This is a genomic window from Mycobacterium sp. NPDC050041, from assembly GCF_049541695.1.
Classification (GTDB): Bacteria; Actinomycetota; Actinomycetes; order Mycobacteriales; family Mycobacteriaceae; genus Mycobacterium.
Genome location: NZ_JBMVDG010000001.1, coordinates 532,220 through 548,691 on the forward strand (window position 1 = coordinate 532,220; position 16,472 = coordinate 548,691).

Below are 16,472 nucleotides of genomic sequence, written 5' to 3' on the forward strand. Positions count from 1 at the left end.
AGCGGGGAACGGGTCGTCAGTTGACGTTGTCGGCGTCCTGCGGGCCACCTGCGACGAGAAGCCGGGCCACCGACTCGATCGAGTCGTGCTGCTCCTTGGCCATCGCGACGAGCAGCGAGTACGCCTGCGCGACGTCGGCGCCGAACTTCTCCATCAACAGCAGCTTCGCCTGGTTGATGACGTCCCTGCGGGCCGACCCGCGACGCGACTGCCCTGTCATCAGCAGCCCGATGTGCCGCGCGAGCAGTTCGGCGGTTCCCTCGACGCCGTCCTCGAGTGCGCCTGCGTTGTCCGCGTAGAGGTTCAGCGCCGCCCGGACCTCAGCTCCGAGGCACACCGGAACCGCCACCACCGCGCGTACCGGCGTGCTCACCAGCGCCTGCCGGGCGAACGCCGGCCACCGGCGGTCGTCGGTCAGGTCGGCGGCGCGGTACGGCCGGCCGTCGTAGGCCGCACTGAGACTCGGCCCCTCGCAGACGCGGCGGGTGATGTTGTCCAGTACGAGCGGATGGCCGTCGGTGGCGGCCATCGACCGAATGAGAACGCCTTCGCCGACACAGGTGATGCCCGCGTGGTCGACACCCGGCAGCAGCCGCACCGCCAGCATGGTGATGTCACCCAGTCGCTCGGTGCTGGGGCGGCGTTGACCGGTGTTCGCCATGAGCGCGATCGCGTCATCGATACGCCTACCGATGTCGCGGCGCTCCAGCGAAGGTTCGTCGACGCATTCACCACCCGGCGACATGCGGCGGGCGTACCCGCGCAGCGGTCAGGCAAACATGTGTTTTCGGATTTGGGGCCGTCAGGCCGGCGCGACCTCCACGAATCCGTCCGCGGTGACCCTGGCGCGGTACACCGGCACCGAGACCGCCGGGTCGTCCAGGCAGCTGCCGTCGTCGAACGCGAATGCCTGCTTCTTGATCGGCGACTGCACGATGGCGCGGCCGGCCCGGTCCCCGACGATGCCGCGCGACATCACCGCGGCGCCGGAGAACGGGTCGATGTTGCCGACGGCGGCCAGCGAACCGTCGTCCAGCCGGAAGAGGGCGACCTGGGAGCCGTCGGCGAGCAACACGCCCACGCCGCGGTTCGGGATCAGGTAGTCGTACCGGCAGGCGGGCGTCCAGCCCGAATCCTGCTGCGGATCACGTTCTCTGCGATCGTCGACGAGCGTCATGTGGTCTCCTGCATGGGCTTGATCGTGGGCATTCCGATCGACACCGGCACCTTGCGACCGCCGTTCTCGGTGAACTCGACAGTCGGGTCGGGCACGTCCGGCGCGTTGACGAACGACACGAACCGCGACAGCTTGTCCGGGTCCTCGAGGACGCCCTTCCATTCGCAGGCATAGCCGTCGACGTGACGCGTGACGGCGTCCTCGAACTCGGCAGCCAGGCCGAGCGAGTCCTCGCAGACCACCTCACGCAGGTGGTCCATCCCGCCGTCGAGCGCGTCGACCCAGGGTGCGGTGCGCTGCAGCCGGTCGGCCGTGCGGATGTAGAACATCAGGAACCGGTCGATGTAGCGAACCAGGGTCTCGTCGTCGAGGTCGCCGGCCAGCAGCTGCGCGTGCTTGGGCGTCATCCCGCCGTTGCCGCCGACATACAGGTTCCACCCTGTCTCGGTGGCGATGACGCCGACGTCCTTACCGCGCGCCTCCGCGCACTCCCGGGCACAGCCCGACACGCCCATCTTGATCTTGTGCGGGGACCGCAAACCGCGGTAGCGGAGTTCGAGGTTGATGGCCATCTGCACCGAGTCCTGCTGGCCGTAGCGGCACCAGTCGCTGCCCACGCAGCTCTTCACCGTGCGCAACGACTTGCCGTAGGCCTGGCCGGACTCCATCCCACCCTCGACGAGCCGGCGCCAGATCTCCGGCAGCTGATCGACCCTGGCGCCGAACATGTCGATGCGCTGACCGCCGGTGATCTTCGTGTACAGGCCGAAGTCGCGGGCGATCTCACCGATCAGGATCAGGTGCTCGGGCGTGATGTCGCCGCCCGGCACCCGCGGCACCACCGAGTAGCTGCCGTTCTTCTGGATGTTGGCCAGGAAGTGGTCGTTGGAGTCCTGCAGCGACGCCTGCTCGCCGTCGAGGATGTGGTCCGAACTCGTCGACGCGAGAATGGAGGCAACCGTGGGTTTGCAGATGTCGCAACCCCTTCCGGTGCCGAAGCGTTCGATCAACCCGGTGAAGGTGCGGATCGAGGTCGCGGAGACGATCTCGAACAGCTCGCTGCGCGACTGGCTGAAGTGCTCGCACAGCGCCTTGGACTGCTCGACGCCCTCGGCCTCCAGCAGTTGCTTGAGCAGCGGCACACACGACCCGCACGACGTGCCCGCCTTGGTGCACGCCTTCAGGCCGGCGACGTCGCAGCAGCCGCCGCTGATCGCGTCGGTGAGATCGCCCTTCGCGACGTTGTTGCACGAGCAGATCTGGGCGGCAGGAGGCAGTGCGCCGACGCCGAGTTGCCCTGCGCCGCCCTCGGTTCCGGCGGGCGCGATCAGCGCCATCGGGTCACCCGGCAGTTCTTCGCCGACCATCGGCCGCAGCACCCCGTAGGCCGACGCGTCGCCGACCAGGATGCCGCCGAGCAGCGTCTTGGCGTCGTCGGAGAGCACCAGCTTCGCGTAGGTCTGGTTCACCGCGTCGTTGACGACCACCTCGAGGGACTTCGGGGTGCGCCCCATCGCGTCGCCGAAGCTCGCCACATCGACGCCGAGCAGCTTGAGCTTGGTGGACAGGTCGGCCTCGGGGAACTCGGCCGCACCGCCGAGCAGCCGGTCGGCGACCACCTCGGCGCTGGTGTAGCCGGGGCCGACGAGCCCGTAGCAGCGGCCCTCGATCGCGGCCACCTCGCCGATCGCGAAGATCGCGGGATCGCGTGTGGCGCAGGACAGGTCGGTCAGCACGCCACCACGCTCGGCGAGTTCCAGCCCGGCGTCGCGGGCCAGTTCGTCGCGCGGGCGGACACCCGCGGCGAAGATGACCACTGCGGCGTCGATGAACGACCCGTCGCTCAACGCCACCCGCATCGAGTCGTCCTCCGCGGACCGCTTCAGCGGCCGGTTGCGTTGCGCCGGCCTGATCGACTCGGTGCCGACATCGGTGTGCACCGTGATCCCGAGCTCGCTGATCATCCTGCCCAGCAGTGCGCCGCCCGCCTCGTCGAGCTGCTGCGCCATCAGCCGCGGGGACCGCTCGACGACATGGGCGTCCAGTCCGAAGCCGCGCAGCGCGTTGGCGGCCTCCAGGCCCAGCAGGCCGCCGCCGATCACCACACCCACCGGGGTGCGGCCGGTCTCGCGGGCCCGCACGGCGTCGGCGCGGATGGCGTCGAGATCGTCGAGGGTGCGGTAGACGTGGCAGGCAGGCAGGTCGCGGCCGGGCACCGGCGGCACGAATGCGTAGGAACCCGTCGCGAGCACCAGCGCGTCGTAGCCGATCGTGGTGCCGTCGGCGGTGGTGACCGTCCGGGTGTCCCGGTCGATGGCGGTGACCGGGCTGCCCAGCTTCAGCGTGACGCGGTCGTCGCCGGCGTAGTCGTTGCCGGGCAACGCCAGCAGCGCGCGGTCCCAGTGTTCGGTGTAGGCGGTCAGCCCGACCCGGTCGTAGGCGGCGTCGGCCTCCTCTGCCACCACGGTGACCTGCCAGGTGCCTGCCTCGTCGCGCGACCTCAGGGCCTCGACGAACCGGTGTCCGACCATGCCGTGGCCGACGACCACGACGTTCTTCGTTGACGGCATGGCCCGAGGCTAAGGAGCCGATATTGCCGCAATGTCGCCCTGTGTGACGCTGCCATCACGGTGTGCTCACGGGCGGCGGAGCGGGGATGTGAGCCGGCTCGACCGGCTACTTCCAGCGGTCGAGCAACTCCGTGGCCCGCTTGGCCAGCGCGAACTGCAGGAACGGGCCGAAGCTGATCCGGGCGACGCCCAGCGGACCGAACGACGCCGGGTCGTCCTCGTCGGGCAGCCCGATCGCGTTGATCGGCAGCGGCAGTTCTGCGGTCAGCCGGCGCAGCGTGTCCGCGTCGTGGCGACCCACCGGGTAGAGCACGTCGGCGCCCGCCTGCGCGGCCTCGGTCAACCGGGCGACGGCCCGATCGACGCGGTCGGCGTCGTCGCCGTCCTTGCGCAGGAAGAGGTCGGTCCGGGCGTTGACCACCACGTGCACCCCCGCGTCGTCGGCGGCCCGGCGCAGCGCGCCGACGAGTTCGGCGTGATCGGCCGACGACCGCAGGCGGCCACCCTCGGCGTGCACGGTGTCCTCGATGTTGAGTCCGACCGCGCCCACCCCGAGCAGGCCCTCGATCAGCCGCGTCGGCGCCTCGCCGTAACCGGACTCGATGTCCACCGACACCGGCACGTCGACGGCGTCGGTGATCTGCGCGACGCGGGTCAGCAGTTCGTCGAACGTCATGCCCTCGTTGTCGGCCCTGCCGATCGAGTCGGCCACCGGATGGCTGCCCACGGTCAGCGCCGCGAACCCGGCGTCGACCGCCAACTTGGCTGACCACGCGTCCCAGACCGTCGGCAAGACGACCGGGTCACCGGGGCGGTGCAGCGCCAGCAACTCGTCCGCCCGGGTCTTCAGAATTTGCTTGTCCATTACGAAATCACTCCATCTGACGTGATCTGTCTCACGCCGCAGTCGGTGATGTGGCTAGCATCAATTGCGTAATGTGATTCACGACACCCTTCAGCCCAAGGAGGTCACTTGTCCAGCACAACCGAGTTCAGCGAGCTGCACGAACTCATCGGCGGCCTGCGCCGATGCGTCGCTTCGCTGGCGTCGAAATACGGCGACTCGCCCGCGATGCGTCGCATCGTCAATGATGCCGAACGCATCCTCAACGACGTCGACCGCCTCGACATCGACGCCGAGGAGCTCGAGCTCGGTCGCGGGATGAGCCGCCACCACCACATCGGAGAGAAGATCGCCATCCCCGACACCCAGTACGACACCGAATTCTGGCGCGGCGTCGACGACGAGGGCCTCGGCGGCACCCGATGAGTCAGCGCTGGTGACGTCTGCCCGCGCACCGCTTGAAACCCACCGCCGCGGGTAACCGCCCGGTTGGTCGACCTCGACAGATCTGCGAAAGGCAACAGTGAGCGCACCCACCGCCGACCGTGACGGCACCGGCGTCTTCTCATCGACACGCGCCGAGATCAAACAGCGCACGCTGCGCACCGATCGCTGGTGGCAGTCACCGCTCGTCGTCGACCTGGGTTTCGCCGCATTCGTGATCTACGCGACGGTGCGGGCATTCCTGCAGCGGGACTACTTCGTCCCCGAGTACCACTACCTGACGCCGTTCTACTCACCGTGCATCAGCACCGGCTGCCTGCCCGAGGCGAGCGGTTTCTGGCCGCAGTTCGTGCCGGACTGGCCGATCTTCCCGTACGCGCTGCTGTCGCTGCCGTTCCTGCTGCTGTTCCGGCTGACCTGCTACTACTACCGCGGCGCCTACTACCGGTCGGTGTGGCAGGCGCCCACCGCCTGCGCCGTCGCCGAACCGCACGCCAAGTACACCGGCGAGACCCGCTTCCCGCTGATCATCCAGAACACCCACCGCTACTTCTTCTACATCGCGGCCCTGATCTCGGTGATCAACACCTACGACGCGATCATCGCCTTCCACTCGCCCAGCGGCTTCGGATTCGGCCTGGGCAACATCATTCTCGTGGTCAACGTGGTGATGCTCTGGGTCTACACGATCTCCTGCCACTCCTGCCGCCACATCGTGGGCGGACGTCTCAAGCACTTCTCGAAACACCCTGTGCGCTACTGGCTCTGGACGAAGGTCAGCGTGCTCAACACCCGGCACAAGCTGTACGCCTGGATCACCCTCGGCACGCTGATGCTCACCGACTTCTACGTCATGCTGGTGGCCAGCGGCACGATCTCGGACCTGAGGTTCATCGGCTGAGATCACCCGACCGACAGCGCAATTCGAGACAACAGGACATGGAAGACGAGTGAGGACACATGGCTGAGGCCGAGCTGGAACGGCACGAGTACGACGTCGTCGTGATCGGTGCCGGTGGCGCAGGACTGCGAGCGGTGATCGAGGCCCGCGAACGGGGTCTGCGCGTCGCCGTGGTGACCAAGTCGCTGTTCGGCAAGGCACACACCGTGATGGCCGAAGGCGGCTGCGCGGCGGCGATGAAGAACGCCAACCCGAAGGACACCTGGCAGATCCACTTCGCCGACACCATGCGGGGCGGCAAGTTCCTGAACAACTGGCGGATGGCAGAGCTGCACGCCCAGGAGGCGCCCGACCGGGTGTGGGAGCTGGAGACCTACGGCGCGCTGTTCGACCGCACCAAGGACGGCCGGATCAGCCAGCGCAACTTCGGCGGCCACACCTACCCGCGGCTCGCGCACGTCGGCGACCGCACCGGCCTGGAGATCATCCGGACCCTGCAGCAGAAGATCGTGTCGCTGCAGCAGGAGGACAAGCGCGAACTCGGTGACTACGAGGCCCGCATCCGGGTCTTCCACGAGTGCTCCATCACCGACCTCGTCCTGGACAAGGGGCCGAGCGACAACCCCAGCGCCGAACACGAGGCGACCGGGGCGCAGGGCGACAACCAGGGCAGGATCGCCGGCGCCTTCGGCTACTACCGCGAGACCGGCAACTTCGTGCTGTTCGAGGCGCCCGCCGTGGTCCTGGCGACCGGTGGCATCGGCAAGTCGTTCAAGGTGTCGTCGAACTCCTGGGAGTACACCGGCGACGGCCACGCGCTGGCACTGCGGGCGGGTTCGAGCCTGATCAACATGGAGTTCATCCAGTTCCATCCCACCGGCATGGTCTGGCCGCTGTCCGTCAAGGGCATCCTGGTCACCGAGGGTGTGCGCGGCGACGGCGGAGTGCTGAAGAACTCCGAGGGCAAGCGCTTCATGTTCGACTACATCCCGGACGTGTTCAAGGGCCAGTACGCCGAGTCCGAGGAAGAGGCCGACCAGTGGCTCAAGGACAACGACTCGGCCCGCCGCACCCCCGACCTGCTGCCCCGTGACGAGGTGGCACGCGCCATCAACTCCGAGGTGAAGGCGGGTCGCGGGACGCCGCACGGCGGCGTCTACCTCGACATCGCCTCGCGCATGCCGACGGAGGAGATCAAGCGGCGCCTGCCGTCGATGTACCACCAGTTCATCGAGCTGGCCGAGGTCGACATCACCAAGGACGAGATGGAGGTCGGGCCGACCTGCCACTACGTGATGGGCGGCATCGAGGTCGACCCCGACACCGGCGGCGCCGCCACCGCGGGGCTGTTCGCCGCGGGCGAGTGCTCCGGCGGCATGCACGGCTCCAACCGCCTGGGCGGCAACTCGCTGTCGGACCTGCTGGTGTTCGGCCGCCGTGCCGGACTCGGCGCCGCGGACTACGTGCGGGCACTGTCCGACGACCGGCCGAAGGTGTCGCAGGAGGCGGTCGACGAGGCCGTCAAGATGGCACTGGCCCCGTACGACACGCACGAGAATCCGGAGAACCCCTACACCCTGCACGCCGAACTGCAGGAGTCGATGAACGACCTCGTCGGCATCATCCGCAAGGAGGACGAGATCCAGTCCGCCCTCGACAAGCTGGACGAGCTGCGGGCCCGCGTGCAGAACGTCACGGTCGAAGGCGGCCGGGCGTTCAACCCCGGGTGGCACCTGGCCATCGACATGCGCAACATGCTGCTGGTCAGCGAATGCGTGGCCAAGGCCGCGCTGCAGCGCACGGAGAGCCGCGGCGGGCACACCCGTGACGACTACCCGGAGATGGACTCCAAGTGGCGCAACACGCTGCTGGTGTGTCGCACCGACGACGTCGCGACCGTGGACAAGATGGTGCCGGGCGTGACGGTGGAGTCCGAGGAGCAGGTGCCGATGCGGGAGGACCTGCTGGGCTGCTTCGAACTGTCCGAGCTGGAGAAGTACTACACCGACGGTGAACTCACCGCGCATCCCGAACGGAAGGGCTGAAGATGGCTGCCTACACCGCGAACCTGCGTGTCTGGCGCGGCGACGTCAGCGGCGGTGAGCTGCGCGACTTCCAGGTCGAGGTGAACGAGGGCGAGGTGGTGCTCGACATCATCCACCGCCTGCAGGCCACCCAGACCCCCGACCTCGCCGTGCGGTGGAACTGCAAGGCGGGCAAGTGCGGGTCGTGCTCGGCGGAGATCAACGGCAGGCCGCGGCTGTTGTGCATGACCCGGATGTCCACGTTCGGGGAGGACGAGACCGTCACGGTGACGCCGCTTCGGACGTTCCCGGTGATGCGCGACCTCGTCACCGACGTGAACTTCAACTACGAGAAGGCCCGCGAGATCCCGGCGTTCACGCCGCCGAAGGACCTGCAGCCCGGTGAGTACCGGATGCAGCAGGAGGACGTGAACCGCAGCCAGGAGTTCCGCAAGTGCATCGAGTGCTTCCTGTGCCAGAACGTGTGTCACGTGGTGCGCGACCACGAGGAGAACAAGGAGGCGTTCGCCGGGCCGCGATTCCTGATGCGCATCGCCGAGCTCGACATGCATCCCCTCGACGTCGCCGACCGCCAGAACATGGCGCAGGAGGAGCACGGCCTCGGCTTCTGCAACATCACCAAGTGCTGCACCGAGGTGTGCCCCGAGCACATCAAGATCACCGACAACGCGCTGATCCCGATGAAGGAGCGCGTCGCGGACCGCAAGTACGACCCGGTGGTGTGGCTGGGCAACAAGCTGTTCCGGCGGAGTTGATGCCAAGCGCCTAGCGCCAACGTCGTCGCCAGTGTGAAACGTGGGCGGAGATCCTCAGGGTCTCCGCCCCGTTTCACTTTCGTGGCCCTCCGTCGGGGGCTCATCGGCGTACCCTCGGCAACAGCGGCCAATCAACGACGAAAGGCAGCCCGTCCATGTCTCAGATCGTCAGCGTCAACGACATCCGCACCGCCATCCGCGAGCTTTCCACCCGCGCCGCACTTGCACGTAAAGAGGGTAGGCCCGGCGACGCGGACGAGATCGAGCAGCGGATCCAGCACTACCGCGAGGAGCTCGCCGCCCGTCCCTGACGGGGACACGTCGACCCGGTGTCAGTCACCCAGCCGCCGGAAGGCGCTGCGGTGGAAGACGATCGGTGCCACGTCGTCGTGCACCCGGATGTCGTTGACGCGGAGCACCACGATCGTGTGATCGCCGGCGGCCACCAACTGGTCGATGGCGCTCTCCAGCCACACGCTGGTGCCCTCGATGAAGACCGCCCCGGAATCCGTCGAGACGGTGTGCAGCCCCGCGAAGCGGTCACCGGTCTTGGCCGCCAGGCTGCGCGCGGCGGCGTCGTGGGCCTCCCCCAGCACACTGATGCCCAGCGACGGCAGATCCTTCAGCTTCGGCCAGGTGGTCGAGCTGTTCTGAACGCAGAAGGACACCAGCGGCGGATCCAGCGACACCGGCACGAACGTGCTCGCCGCCAGTCCGATCCGGATGCCGTCCACCTCGGCGGCGATCGCGATCACACCGGTGGGAAAGTGCCCGAACGCTTCGCGCAGCGTGGCCGGACTCAGGTCTGTGGCGCTCATGTCCTTCCCATCTTCACACAGCAGGTCACCTGTCCATGATGGCCGTCATCGGCGCCGCCGGCCACGGTCGCGATCGTCGTGAACGCAAGCCAGGCGCCGTACCGCCGACTGAGCGGCGCGAGGCGATCGGAGGACCCGGGAGAAGTTCTCGCGCGGCCGGTAACGTGACGCCGACCATGTGGATACCGCTACTGATGATGGCCGTAGCGGTCAGCCTCGAACCGTTCCGGATCGGCATGACGGTCCTGATGGTCAACCGGCCCCGACCGGCTCTTCAACTGGTCACCTTCCTCATCGGCGGTTTCGCGATGGGCACCGCGGTGGGCGTGATCGTGCTGTTCGTGCTGCGGCCGGCGATGGGGTCCGCGCATGTCACGCTGCCCCGGGTGCAGATCGTGGTCGGCGCCCTGCTGCTGGCCAACGCGGCGCTGGTGGCGGCGGGACTGTGGGGCGGCAGGCGCGGCGACGGAGCACCGGGCCGACTCCAGGGGCCGCTGGCCACCCGGGCGCGCCAACTGCTCACCGGCGGGTCACTGTGGACGGCGGGCGTCGCGGGCCTCGGCATCGCGCTGCCGTCGGTCGACTACGTCGCGGCGCTGGCGCTCATCGTCGCCTCCGGCGCCACCGCCTCCGTCCAGGTCAGCGCCCTGGTGCTGTTCAATGTCGTGGCGTTCGCACTGGTGGAGATCCCGCTGCTGGCCTACGTCGTGGCTCCGGACCGGACCCGCGCCATGCTGGCTGCGCTGTACGAATGGCTGCGCTCTCACGGCCGCCTCGGCGTCGCCGCACTGCTGACGCTGGTCGGCTGCGTGCTGGTGGGCGCCGGGCTCTCGGGACTGTAGGCCACTACGGCTTCGGCGGATTGTTCAGCACGAACTGCGCACCGGACAGCAACTGCGAGATCGGGTCGGTGCCGCCGCCGCCGAACGATGCGTCGGTGGACGGCGCGGTGACCTCCGCCGGGTCGTAGCCGTGGACCGGATCGACCGTGATCGGCGCGGTCGCCGGATCGTTGTTGCGCGAGTAGCCGGCGTCGACCATGGGCAGCAGGACACCGTCCAGCCTGTTCAGCGTCGGCTCGTCGACGCCGAGGTACTTGAACGCCATCACCAGCGGGAGATGCTGCTCGGGCACCATGTACGACGTGGTCTTCGCACCCTTGGAGTTCACCGTGGTCCGGATGTTGCGCTCCGGCACATTGATGTTGCTCGGATCGGTGAACGCCACCGCGGTGTGACCGGTCGCAAGGCCCGCGATCGCGTTGACCACACTCATCCAGTTGTTGTCCGGCTGATCCGGCCAGTCGGCGATGCTGTCGTAGGGCGAGATGAACTGGTATGTGTCGTACTGGCTTTCGACCGGAGCGGGGATGCGGTAGTCCAGCGACGGAACCACGGCACCGACCGGGAACATCTGCGTCAGGAAGCCTTCACCGAAGGCGTGCCTGCCCACCGGGTCGCCGAACATCGCGAAGCTGAGCTGATCCCGTGGCGGTGCGTTCGGGTCGTTCGCGAGCTGTGCCTGCACCTCGTTGAGCACCATCGCACCCTCGGACAGGCCCATCACGGTGCCCGGGCCGCCGGCCTTGATCGCCTGAATGGTCTGCGGCGCCCCCACGGTGACCGACTCCCCGACGCTGGGGCCGTCGAGACCAAGACCCGGCAGGATGTCCTCGCCGGCTGCGCCGATTCCCGGGAAGAACCGCTCGAGCGTGTGTCCCTGCACCTGCCCCGCCGGGTAGCGGACGATCTGCTTCTGGTCCTGGTTGGCGGGGAACCACTTCTTGCCGGTGTCCATGATGTATTGGTCGTACGGGATGCCCAGCACGTGCGCACCGCCGAGCGCGTAGCCCTTGCCGGGCGTCCCGATCCCCGGCTGAGGTGAGGTGTCGGGTGCGCCGCGATCTGCCGTCCAGCCGGGCTGCGGTTCCTCGGCCGCCGCGGTACCGGCGCCGCCGAAAATCCCAGTGGCACTGACGGTCATCACCGCTGTGACCGAGACGAGAAGCCTCCGCATTACCACTCCCGCCTGTGCACTGAACCGAATCTACCGTGTCTCACCATCAGCTTCAGGCGTCCAACCGGACGAACTCGTCCTGCCGGTACTGCTCGACACACGCCGCGCGCCGGATCTTGCCGCTCGTCGTCGTGGGGATCGAACCCGGAGGCACCAGGACGAGATCGCCGACGTTCAGGCCGTGGGCGTTGGAGATCGCCGAGGTGACATCGCTCTTGACCCCGCTGAGCCAGTGCCCCGCCTCGACCGTCGACTCGCCGCGCTTTTTCACCTCGATGACGGTGACGAGCTTCTCGGTGCTGTTCACCGGGACCGCGATCGCCGCGACCCTGCCGCCGGTGATCTGCTGCACCGTCGCCTCGATGTCCTCGGGATAGTGGTTGCGCCCCCGGATGATCAGCAGGTCCTTGATGCGGCCGACGATGAACAGCTCACCCTCGGAGACGAATCCGAGGTCGCCGGTGCGCAGCCATGGCCCTTCGGCCGTACCTGGCGACGGGTCGACGATCGTCGCCCCGAAGCAGCGCTGCTCCTCGGGCGGCCTGCTCCAGTAGCCCGCCGCGACGTTGTCGCCGTGCACCCAGATCTCGCCGACCACATCCTGGGGGCATTCCCGGCAGGTGTCGACGTCGACGATCCGCACCACGGGTGATTGCGGCAGAACATATTTCGCCAGCGCGGAGCCGGCCTTCGGCGCACACCGCTTCGCGCGGCCCGCTGACAGTTCGTCGACGTCGAAATGGGCGGGCTCGGCCGATTCGCTCCAGGTCCCGGTGGCCACGAAGACCGTCGCCTCGGCCAGCCCGTAGGACGGGCGCAGCATGTGATCACGGAAGTCGAAGTGCGCGAACCGGTCCGCGAAGCGTTCCAGAGTGGCCGGCTCGACACGTTCGGCGCCGTTGATGATGCCCACCACGCCGCCGAAGTCCAGGCCGTCGAGGTCGCTGTCCTTGGTCTTGCGGGCGGCCAGGTCGAAGGCGAAGTTGGGCGCCGCGGAGAACGCGCGTGGGTTCTCCGCCAGCGCCCGCAGCCATCGGGACGGCTTCTCCAGGAAGGCGACCGGGCTCATCAGCACACCGGGATAGCCGCTGAGGATCGGAGCGCAGACGCCGAGCACCAGACCCATGTCGTGGTAGAAGGGCAACCACGACACGAACGTGCCACCGGTCGCGGACGCCCGCGCATCGGCGAAGAAAGTGCGCATCAACTGCTCGAAGTTCACCTGCAGGTTGCGGTGGGAGATGATCACCCCGGTCGGCAGCCGGGTCGAACCCGAGCTGTACTGCAGGTACGCCGTGCTGGGATATCCAGCCGCCTCGAGGCCCGGTCCGTCGGCGGCGACGTCGAGGTTCAGCGCGTCGACCGCGACGATCTTCGGTGCGGTGTCCATCTGGGACTGATCGACGTAGTCGCCGACGTCCTCGGCGGCCGCGAACGTCGTGAGCACGACCGCAGGCCTGGTGTCGAGGAAGACCGAACTCACGCGCTCGTGGCTCGAGCCGCGATGCGGCAGCGGAAGCGGCACCGCGACGAGACCGGCCTGCATGGAGCCCAGGAAGGCCAGGATGTACTCCATGCCCTGCGGGGCGAGGATCACCGCCCGGTCACCCACCGCGGCGTGCAGCCGAATCTCGCGTGCCACGTTCATGGTTCGGCGCGAGAGCTGCGACCAGGTGACGGTCTCGGTGATCCCGGACGGGTCCTGGGCGTACTCGGTGAAGGTGAATGCGACGTCGTCGGGCCGCATGCTGGCGCGCCCGTGCAGCATCGACAGGATCGTCGACGCGGGAACATCCGTACCGCTGAAATCCGTGGGGAGCTTCGTCATCCGTACTCCTGATCGCTCCGCTTCGTTCCGAAGCCTTGCATACATCGTGTGTGTGCGCTCGCCGCCCATGGCTAGGCACTCGGTTCCGGTGTCCGCGACACCGTCGGTTGCGCCGCCACCCGCGACGGCCAGAAGTTCGCCCGGCCGAGCAGTGCGGCGATGGCGGGCACCGTGATGGTGCGCACCACGAATGTGTCCAGCAGGATCCCCACCCCGATCACGAAACCGCCCTGGATCACGATGCCGATGCTGGAGAACAACAGGCCTGCCATCGAGGCCGCGAAGATCAGACCCGCGGCGGTGATCACACCGCCTGTCGAACCGAGGGTCCGGATGATGCCGTACCGCATGCTGTGTGGTGACTCGTCACGCATTCGCGAGACGAGCAGCATGTTGTAGTCGGCGCCCACCGCGACCAGCACCACGAACGCCAAAGGTGGCACGCTCCAGTGCAGTTGCTGGTCGAGGAAGAACTGGAAGGTCAGGACGCCGACGCCGATCGCCGCGAAGTACGACAGCACCACCGACCCGACCAGGTAGAGCGGCGCGACGACGGCGCGCAGCAGCACCATCAGCGTCAGCAGCACCACGATGATGGTTGCGGCGATGATGAACCGGATGTCCTGCTGGTAGTAATCGCGCGTGTCCCGCAGGGCGACGGGATATCCGCCCATCGAGATCGTGGCGTCGGCCAGCGTGGTGTTCGGCTGGGCGTCCCTGGCGATGTCGGCGATCTGGTTGACCTGATCCATTGCCTCCGCGCTGAACGGGTTGAGCTCGGTCTGGACGAGATACCTCACCGAGCGGCCGTCGGGCGAGATGTAGGCCTTGGCGGCCTTCTGGAAGTCCGCCAGACCCAGCACCTCGGCAGGGATGTTGAAGCCCGCCTGTGCGGGATCCGCGGCGTTGTTCCGCATCGTCAGCAGGAATGTCGACGCCTCGTTCAGTCCTGAGGCGATCACCTTGACCTGCTTGACCAATTCGTCCACGCCGCCTGCCACCTCGCGGCTTCCGCCGGCCAGCTGATTGGCGCCCCGTTGCAGTTCCTTCAGACCCGCCTGGGGACCGCCGGGCCCGTTGAGCCCCATCGCGTTGACCGCCTTGGTGACGTTGGCGAGCGCCTTGTTGAGCTTGCTCACCGTCGCGTTGAGGGTCTGCTTGTTGTCGACGTCCTGCAGCTCGTGCGCGAGCTCGTTGATCTGGTCGAGGCTGCCGTCGTTGTCCGCGTCGACGAGTTTCTGGAACTGGATCCGGGTGGCGCTGCAGGAGGGGTTGGCATCGCAGATCTGGTTGCCCTGCAACGCCGTGAGCACCGGCCCGATCCAGGCGAACATGTCCTTGACCGCGCGGAAGTTGACGCCCATCGAGTTCGCGAGCGCGTTGACGCTCTGCACGAGTTTGGCCGCCACCTCCACGTCGCGCACCAGCTTGTCGCCGCCGTACTCGGTGCGCACCGAGGAGAACGTGTCGACCAGGCTCTGGATGCTGGGCGCGATCTGGTTGATCTGGCCGCGCACGTCGGCGAGGCTGTCGGCCAGCGTGTCCGCCCCGGCCGTCAGTCGGCTGAGATCACCTGTGCGCTGGCCGATCTGGGCCGATCCGTCGGCAAGCCGGTCACCGACCAGGCCCGCCTGGTACGTGGCCCTGAACTCCGGCGGCACGTCGCCGAGGGGCCGGGTGACACCGCTGATAAGCCCGATGTCCGGCAGCTGCGCGACGCGCGACGCCAGCTGCTCCAGATCCGCGAGGGCCCGCGGGTTGCGCAGGTCGTGCGGTGACTGGATGAGGATGTACTCGGGGATCGACTGGCTGATGGGGAAGTGCCGTTCCAGCGCGGTGTAGCCGATCGAGCTGGCGGCCGAGGCGGGCACCACCTTGCGATCGTCGTAGTTGTAGCGCGCGAAGACGGCGATGCCTGCCAGCAGGCCCAGCACGAGCACGCTCACCACGAGGTGCGGCACGGGCCTGCGCACGATGCGGATCCCGGAGCGCCGCCAGAAGCCGGCGGTCAGTTCGCGCCGTGGTTTGACCCAGCCGCGCGGTCCGGCGAGCACGAGGATCGCCGGCAGCAGGGTCACGCCGGCGAGGAACGCGACGGCGATGCCGATCGCCGCCGACACCCCGACCGTCCGGAACACCCCCATCTGCGTGAAGCTCAACAGCAGGAAGGTCAGGCCGACCGTGGTGGCGGACGCGGTGATCACCTTGCCGATCGAGATCATCGCCGCCTTGACCGCCTGGTCGTAGTCCTTACCCGCCCGCAGGTAGTCGTGGTATCGGCTGATCAGGAACACCGCGTAGTCGGTTCCGGCGCCGGCCATGATCGCGCTGAGGAAGACGATGGACTGGTTGGAGACACCCCAGCCGGTCAGCTCGGAGAACGCCGCCACCACTGACTGCGCGATCAGCAGGGACGATCCGATGGTCACCAGCGGCAACAGCATGGTGACCGCGCTGCGGTAGACCAGCAGCAGCACGCCGAGCACCAGGACGGCGATGGCGATCTCGATGGGCAGCCGATCGTTCTCCCCCGCGACGGTCAGGTCGGCGACCGTGGCGGCGGGGCCGGTGAGGTGCACGTCGACCGTGCTGCCCGCGACGGCGGTCTTGATGACGTCGGCCACCCGGTTGAACGACTCGAACGCCCGCGGCGTGCCCAGCTCGCCCGCGAGGCCCACCGGCAGGACCCAGGTCGTCTTGTCCTCGCTGGTGAGGAACTGCCGCAGTTGGGGAGTGCCGACGAAGTCCTGCACCGACACGACGTCGGTCACGTCGTCACGCAGGGCGTCCACCAGCTTGCGGTAGGTCGCCTCGTCGGCGGGTTCCAGGCCGTTCTCGTTGATCAACGCCACCAGCAGGAGGTTGTCGTTGCCCGGTTCCTGGAAGGCCTCGGTCATCTTCGCGGCCGTGATGCTCGACGGCGCGTCGCTGGGCAGGATCGCCAGCGGATGCTTCTGGGCCATATCCCCGAGGGACGGCGACGACAGCGGCAGTGCGATGAGCAGGGCGATCCACACCCCGATCACCGCCCAGGGCCAGCGCACCACGAGGTCGGCTAGCCGTCGCATTTCGCA

At 68.0% G+C, this 16,472-nt stretch carries 14 protein-coding genes; 6 read left to right on the top strand and 8 right to left on the bottom strand.

All coding sequences use genetic code 11. The features are described 5' to 3' along the window. Nucleotides 1-16: 16 nt before the first annotated feature. From ACPCHZ_RS02740 to ACPCHZ_RS02755, 4 genes are all read right to left on the bottom strand, one after another. Nucleotides 17-745, bottom strand: a complete 729-nt coding sequence (locus tag ACPCHZ_RS02740; RefSeq protein ID WP_423483333.1) for an ANTAR domain-containing protein — start codon at nt 743-745, stop codon at nt 17-19. A 57-nt stretch (nt 746-802) separates the two neighbouring features. Next, nucleotides 803-1,177 (bottom strand): nitrite reductase small subunit NirD, encoded by a 375-nt coding sequence (gene nirD / locus ACPCHZ_RS02745; protein WP_423483334.1) that lies wholly within the window; start codon nt 1,175-1,177, stop codon nt 803-805. Continuing rightward, nucleotides 1,174-3,747, bottom strand: a complete 2,574-nt coding sequence (nirB, locus tag ACPCHZ_RS02750; protein WP_423483335.1) for a nitrite reductase large subunit NirB — start codon at nt 3,745-3,747, stop codon at nt 1,174-1,176. The genes nirD and nirB overlap by 4 nt, the downstream gene beginning before the upstream one ends. Nucleotides 3,748-3,853: 106 nt before the next feature. Continuing rightward, a complete protein-coding gene (locus tag ACPCHZ_RS02755; RefSeq protein WP_423483336.1) occupies nt 3,854-4,612 on the bottom strand; it encodes an isocitrate lyase/PEP mutase family protein in 759 nt (252 codons plus the stop codon). A gap of 108 nt (nt 4,613-4,720) precedes the next feature. Between ACPCHZ_RS02755 and ACPCHZ_RS02760 the strand changes: the two genes are divergently transcribed. The 5 genes from ACPCHZ_RS02760 (at nt 4,721) to ACPCHZ_RS02780 (ending at nt 9,047) form a co-directional block, all read left to right on the top strand. After that, a complete protein-coding gene (locus ACPCHZ_RS02760; protein WP_264011464.1) occupies nt 4,721-5,017 on the top strand; it encodes a hypothetical protein in 297 nt (98 codons plus the stop codon). A gap of 97 nt (nt 5,018-5,114) precedes the next feature. After that, the gene (locus ACPCHZ_RS02765) at nt 5,115-5,936 is read left to right on the top strand and encodes a hypothetical protein (protein WP_423483337.1); all 822 of its coding nucleotides are present in this window, start codon (nt 5,115-5,117) and stop codon (nt 5,934-5,936) included. A gap of 59 nt (nt 5,937-5,995) precedes the next feature. Next, nucleotides 5,996-7,981, top strand: a complete 1,986-nt coding sequence (locus tag ACPCHZ_RS02770) for a fumarate reductase/succinate dehydrogenase flavoprotein subunit (protein WP_423483338.1) — start codon at nt 5,996-5,998, stop codon at nt 7,979-7,981. Between the two features lie 2 nt (nt 7,982-7,983). Continuing rightward, complete coding sequence (locus ACPCHZ_RS02775) at nt 7,984-8,736, top strand: succinate dehydrogenase/fumarate reductase iron-sulfur subunit (RefSeq protein WP_423483339.1); 753 nt, start codon at nt 7,984-7,986, stop codon at nt 8,734-8,736. Nucleotides 8,737-8,891: 155 nt separating this feature from the next. Beyond that, nucleotides 8,892-9,047: a hypothetical protein gene (locus tag ACPCHZ_RS02780; protein ID WP_364977438.1), complete on the top strand. Its 156-nt coding sequence runs from the start codon at nt 8,892-8,894 to the stop codon at nt 9,045-9,047. Between the two features lie 21 nt (nt 9,048-9,068). Here the strand turns inward: ACPCHZ_RS02780 and ACPCHZ_RS02785 are convergent, their stop codons facing one another. Then, a complete protein-coding gene (locus ACPCHZ_RS02785; protein ID WP_423483340.1) occupies nt 9,069-9,554 on the bottom strand; it encodes a flavin reductase family protein in 486 nt (161 codons plus the stop codon). Nucleotides 9,555-9,730: 176 nt separating this feature from the next. Here ACPCHZ_RS02785 and ACPCHZ_RS02790 point away from each other — a divergent pair, with 176 nt between their 5' ends. After that, a complete protein-coding gene (locus ACPCHZ_RS02790; RefSeq protein ID WP_423483341.1) occupies nt 9,731-10,396 on the top strand; it encodes a GAP family protein in 666 nt (221 codons plus the stop codon). A gap of 4 nt (nt 10,397-10,400) precedes the next feature. On the opposite strand, the gene pe is transcribed toward ACPCHZ_RS02790, so the two are convergent. From pe to ACPCHZ_RS02805, 3 genes are all read right to left on the bottom strand, one after another. Beyond that, on the bottom strand, nt 10,401-11,570 hold the full coding sequence (gene pe / locus ACPCHZ_RS02795) for an acyltransferase PE (protein WP_423483342.1): 1,170 nt from the start codon (nt 11,568-11,570) through the stop codon (nt 10,401-10,403). A 52-nt stretch (nt 11,571-11,622) separates the two neighbouring features. Further along, the gene (locus ACPCHZ_RS02800) at nt 11,623-13,398 is read right to left on the bottom strand and encodes an AMP-binding protein (protein WP_423483343.1); all 1,776 of its coding nucleotides are present in this window, start codon (nt 13,396-13,398) and stop codon (nt 11,623-11,625) included. A 71-nt stretch (nt 13,399-13,469) separates the two neighbouring features. Next, complete coding sequence (locus ACPCHZ_RS02805; protein ID WP_423483344.1) at nt 13,470-16,466, bottom strand: RND family transporter; 2,997 nt, start codon at nt 16,464-16,466, stop codon at nt 13,470-13,472. Nucleotides 16,467-16,472: the final 6 nt, after the last annotated feature.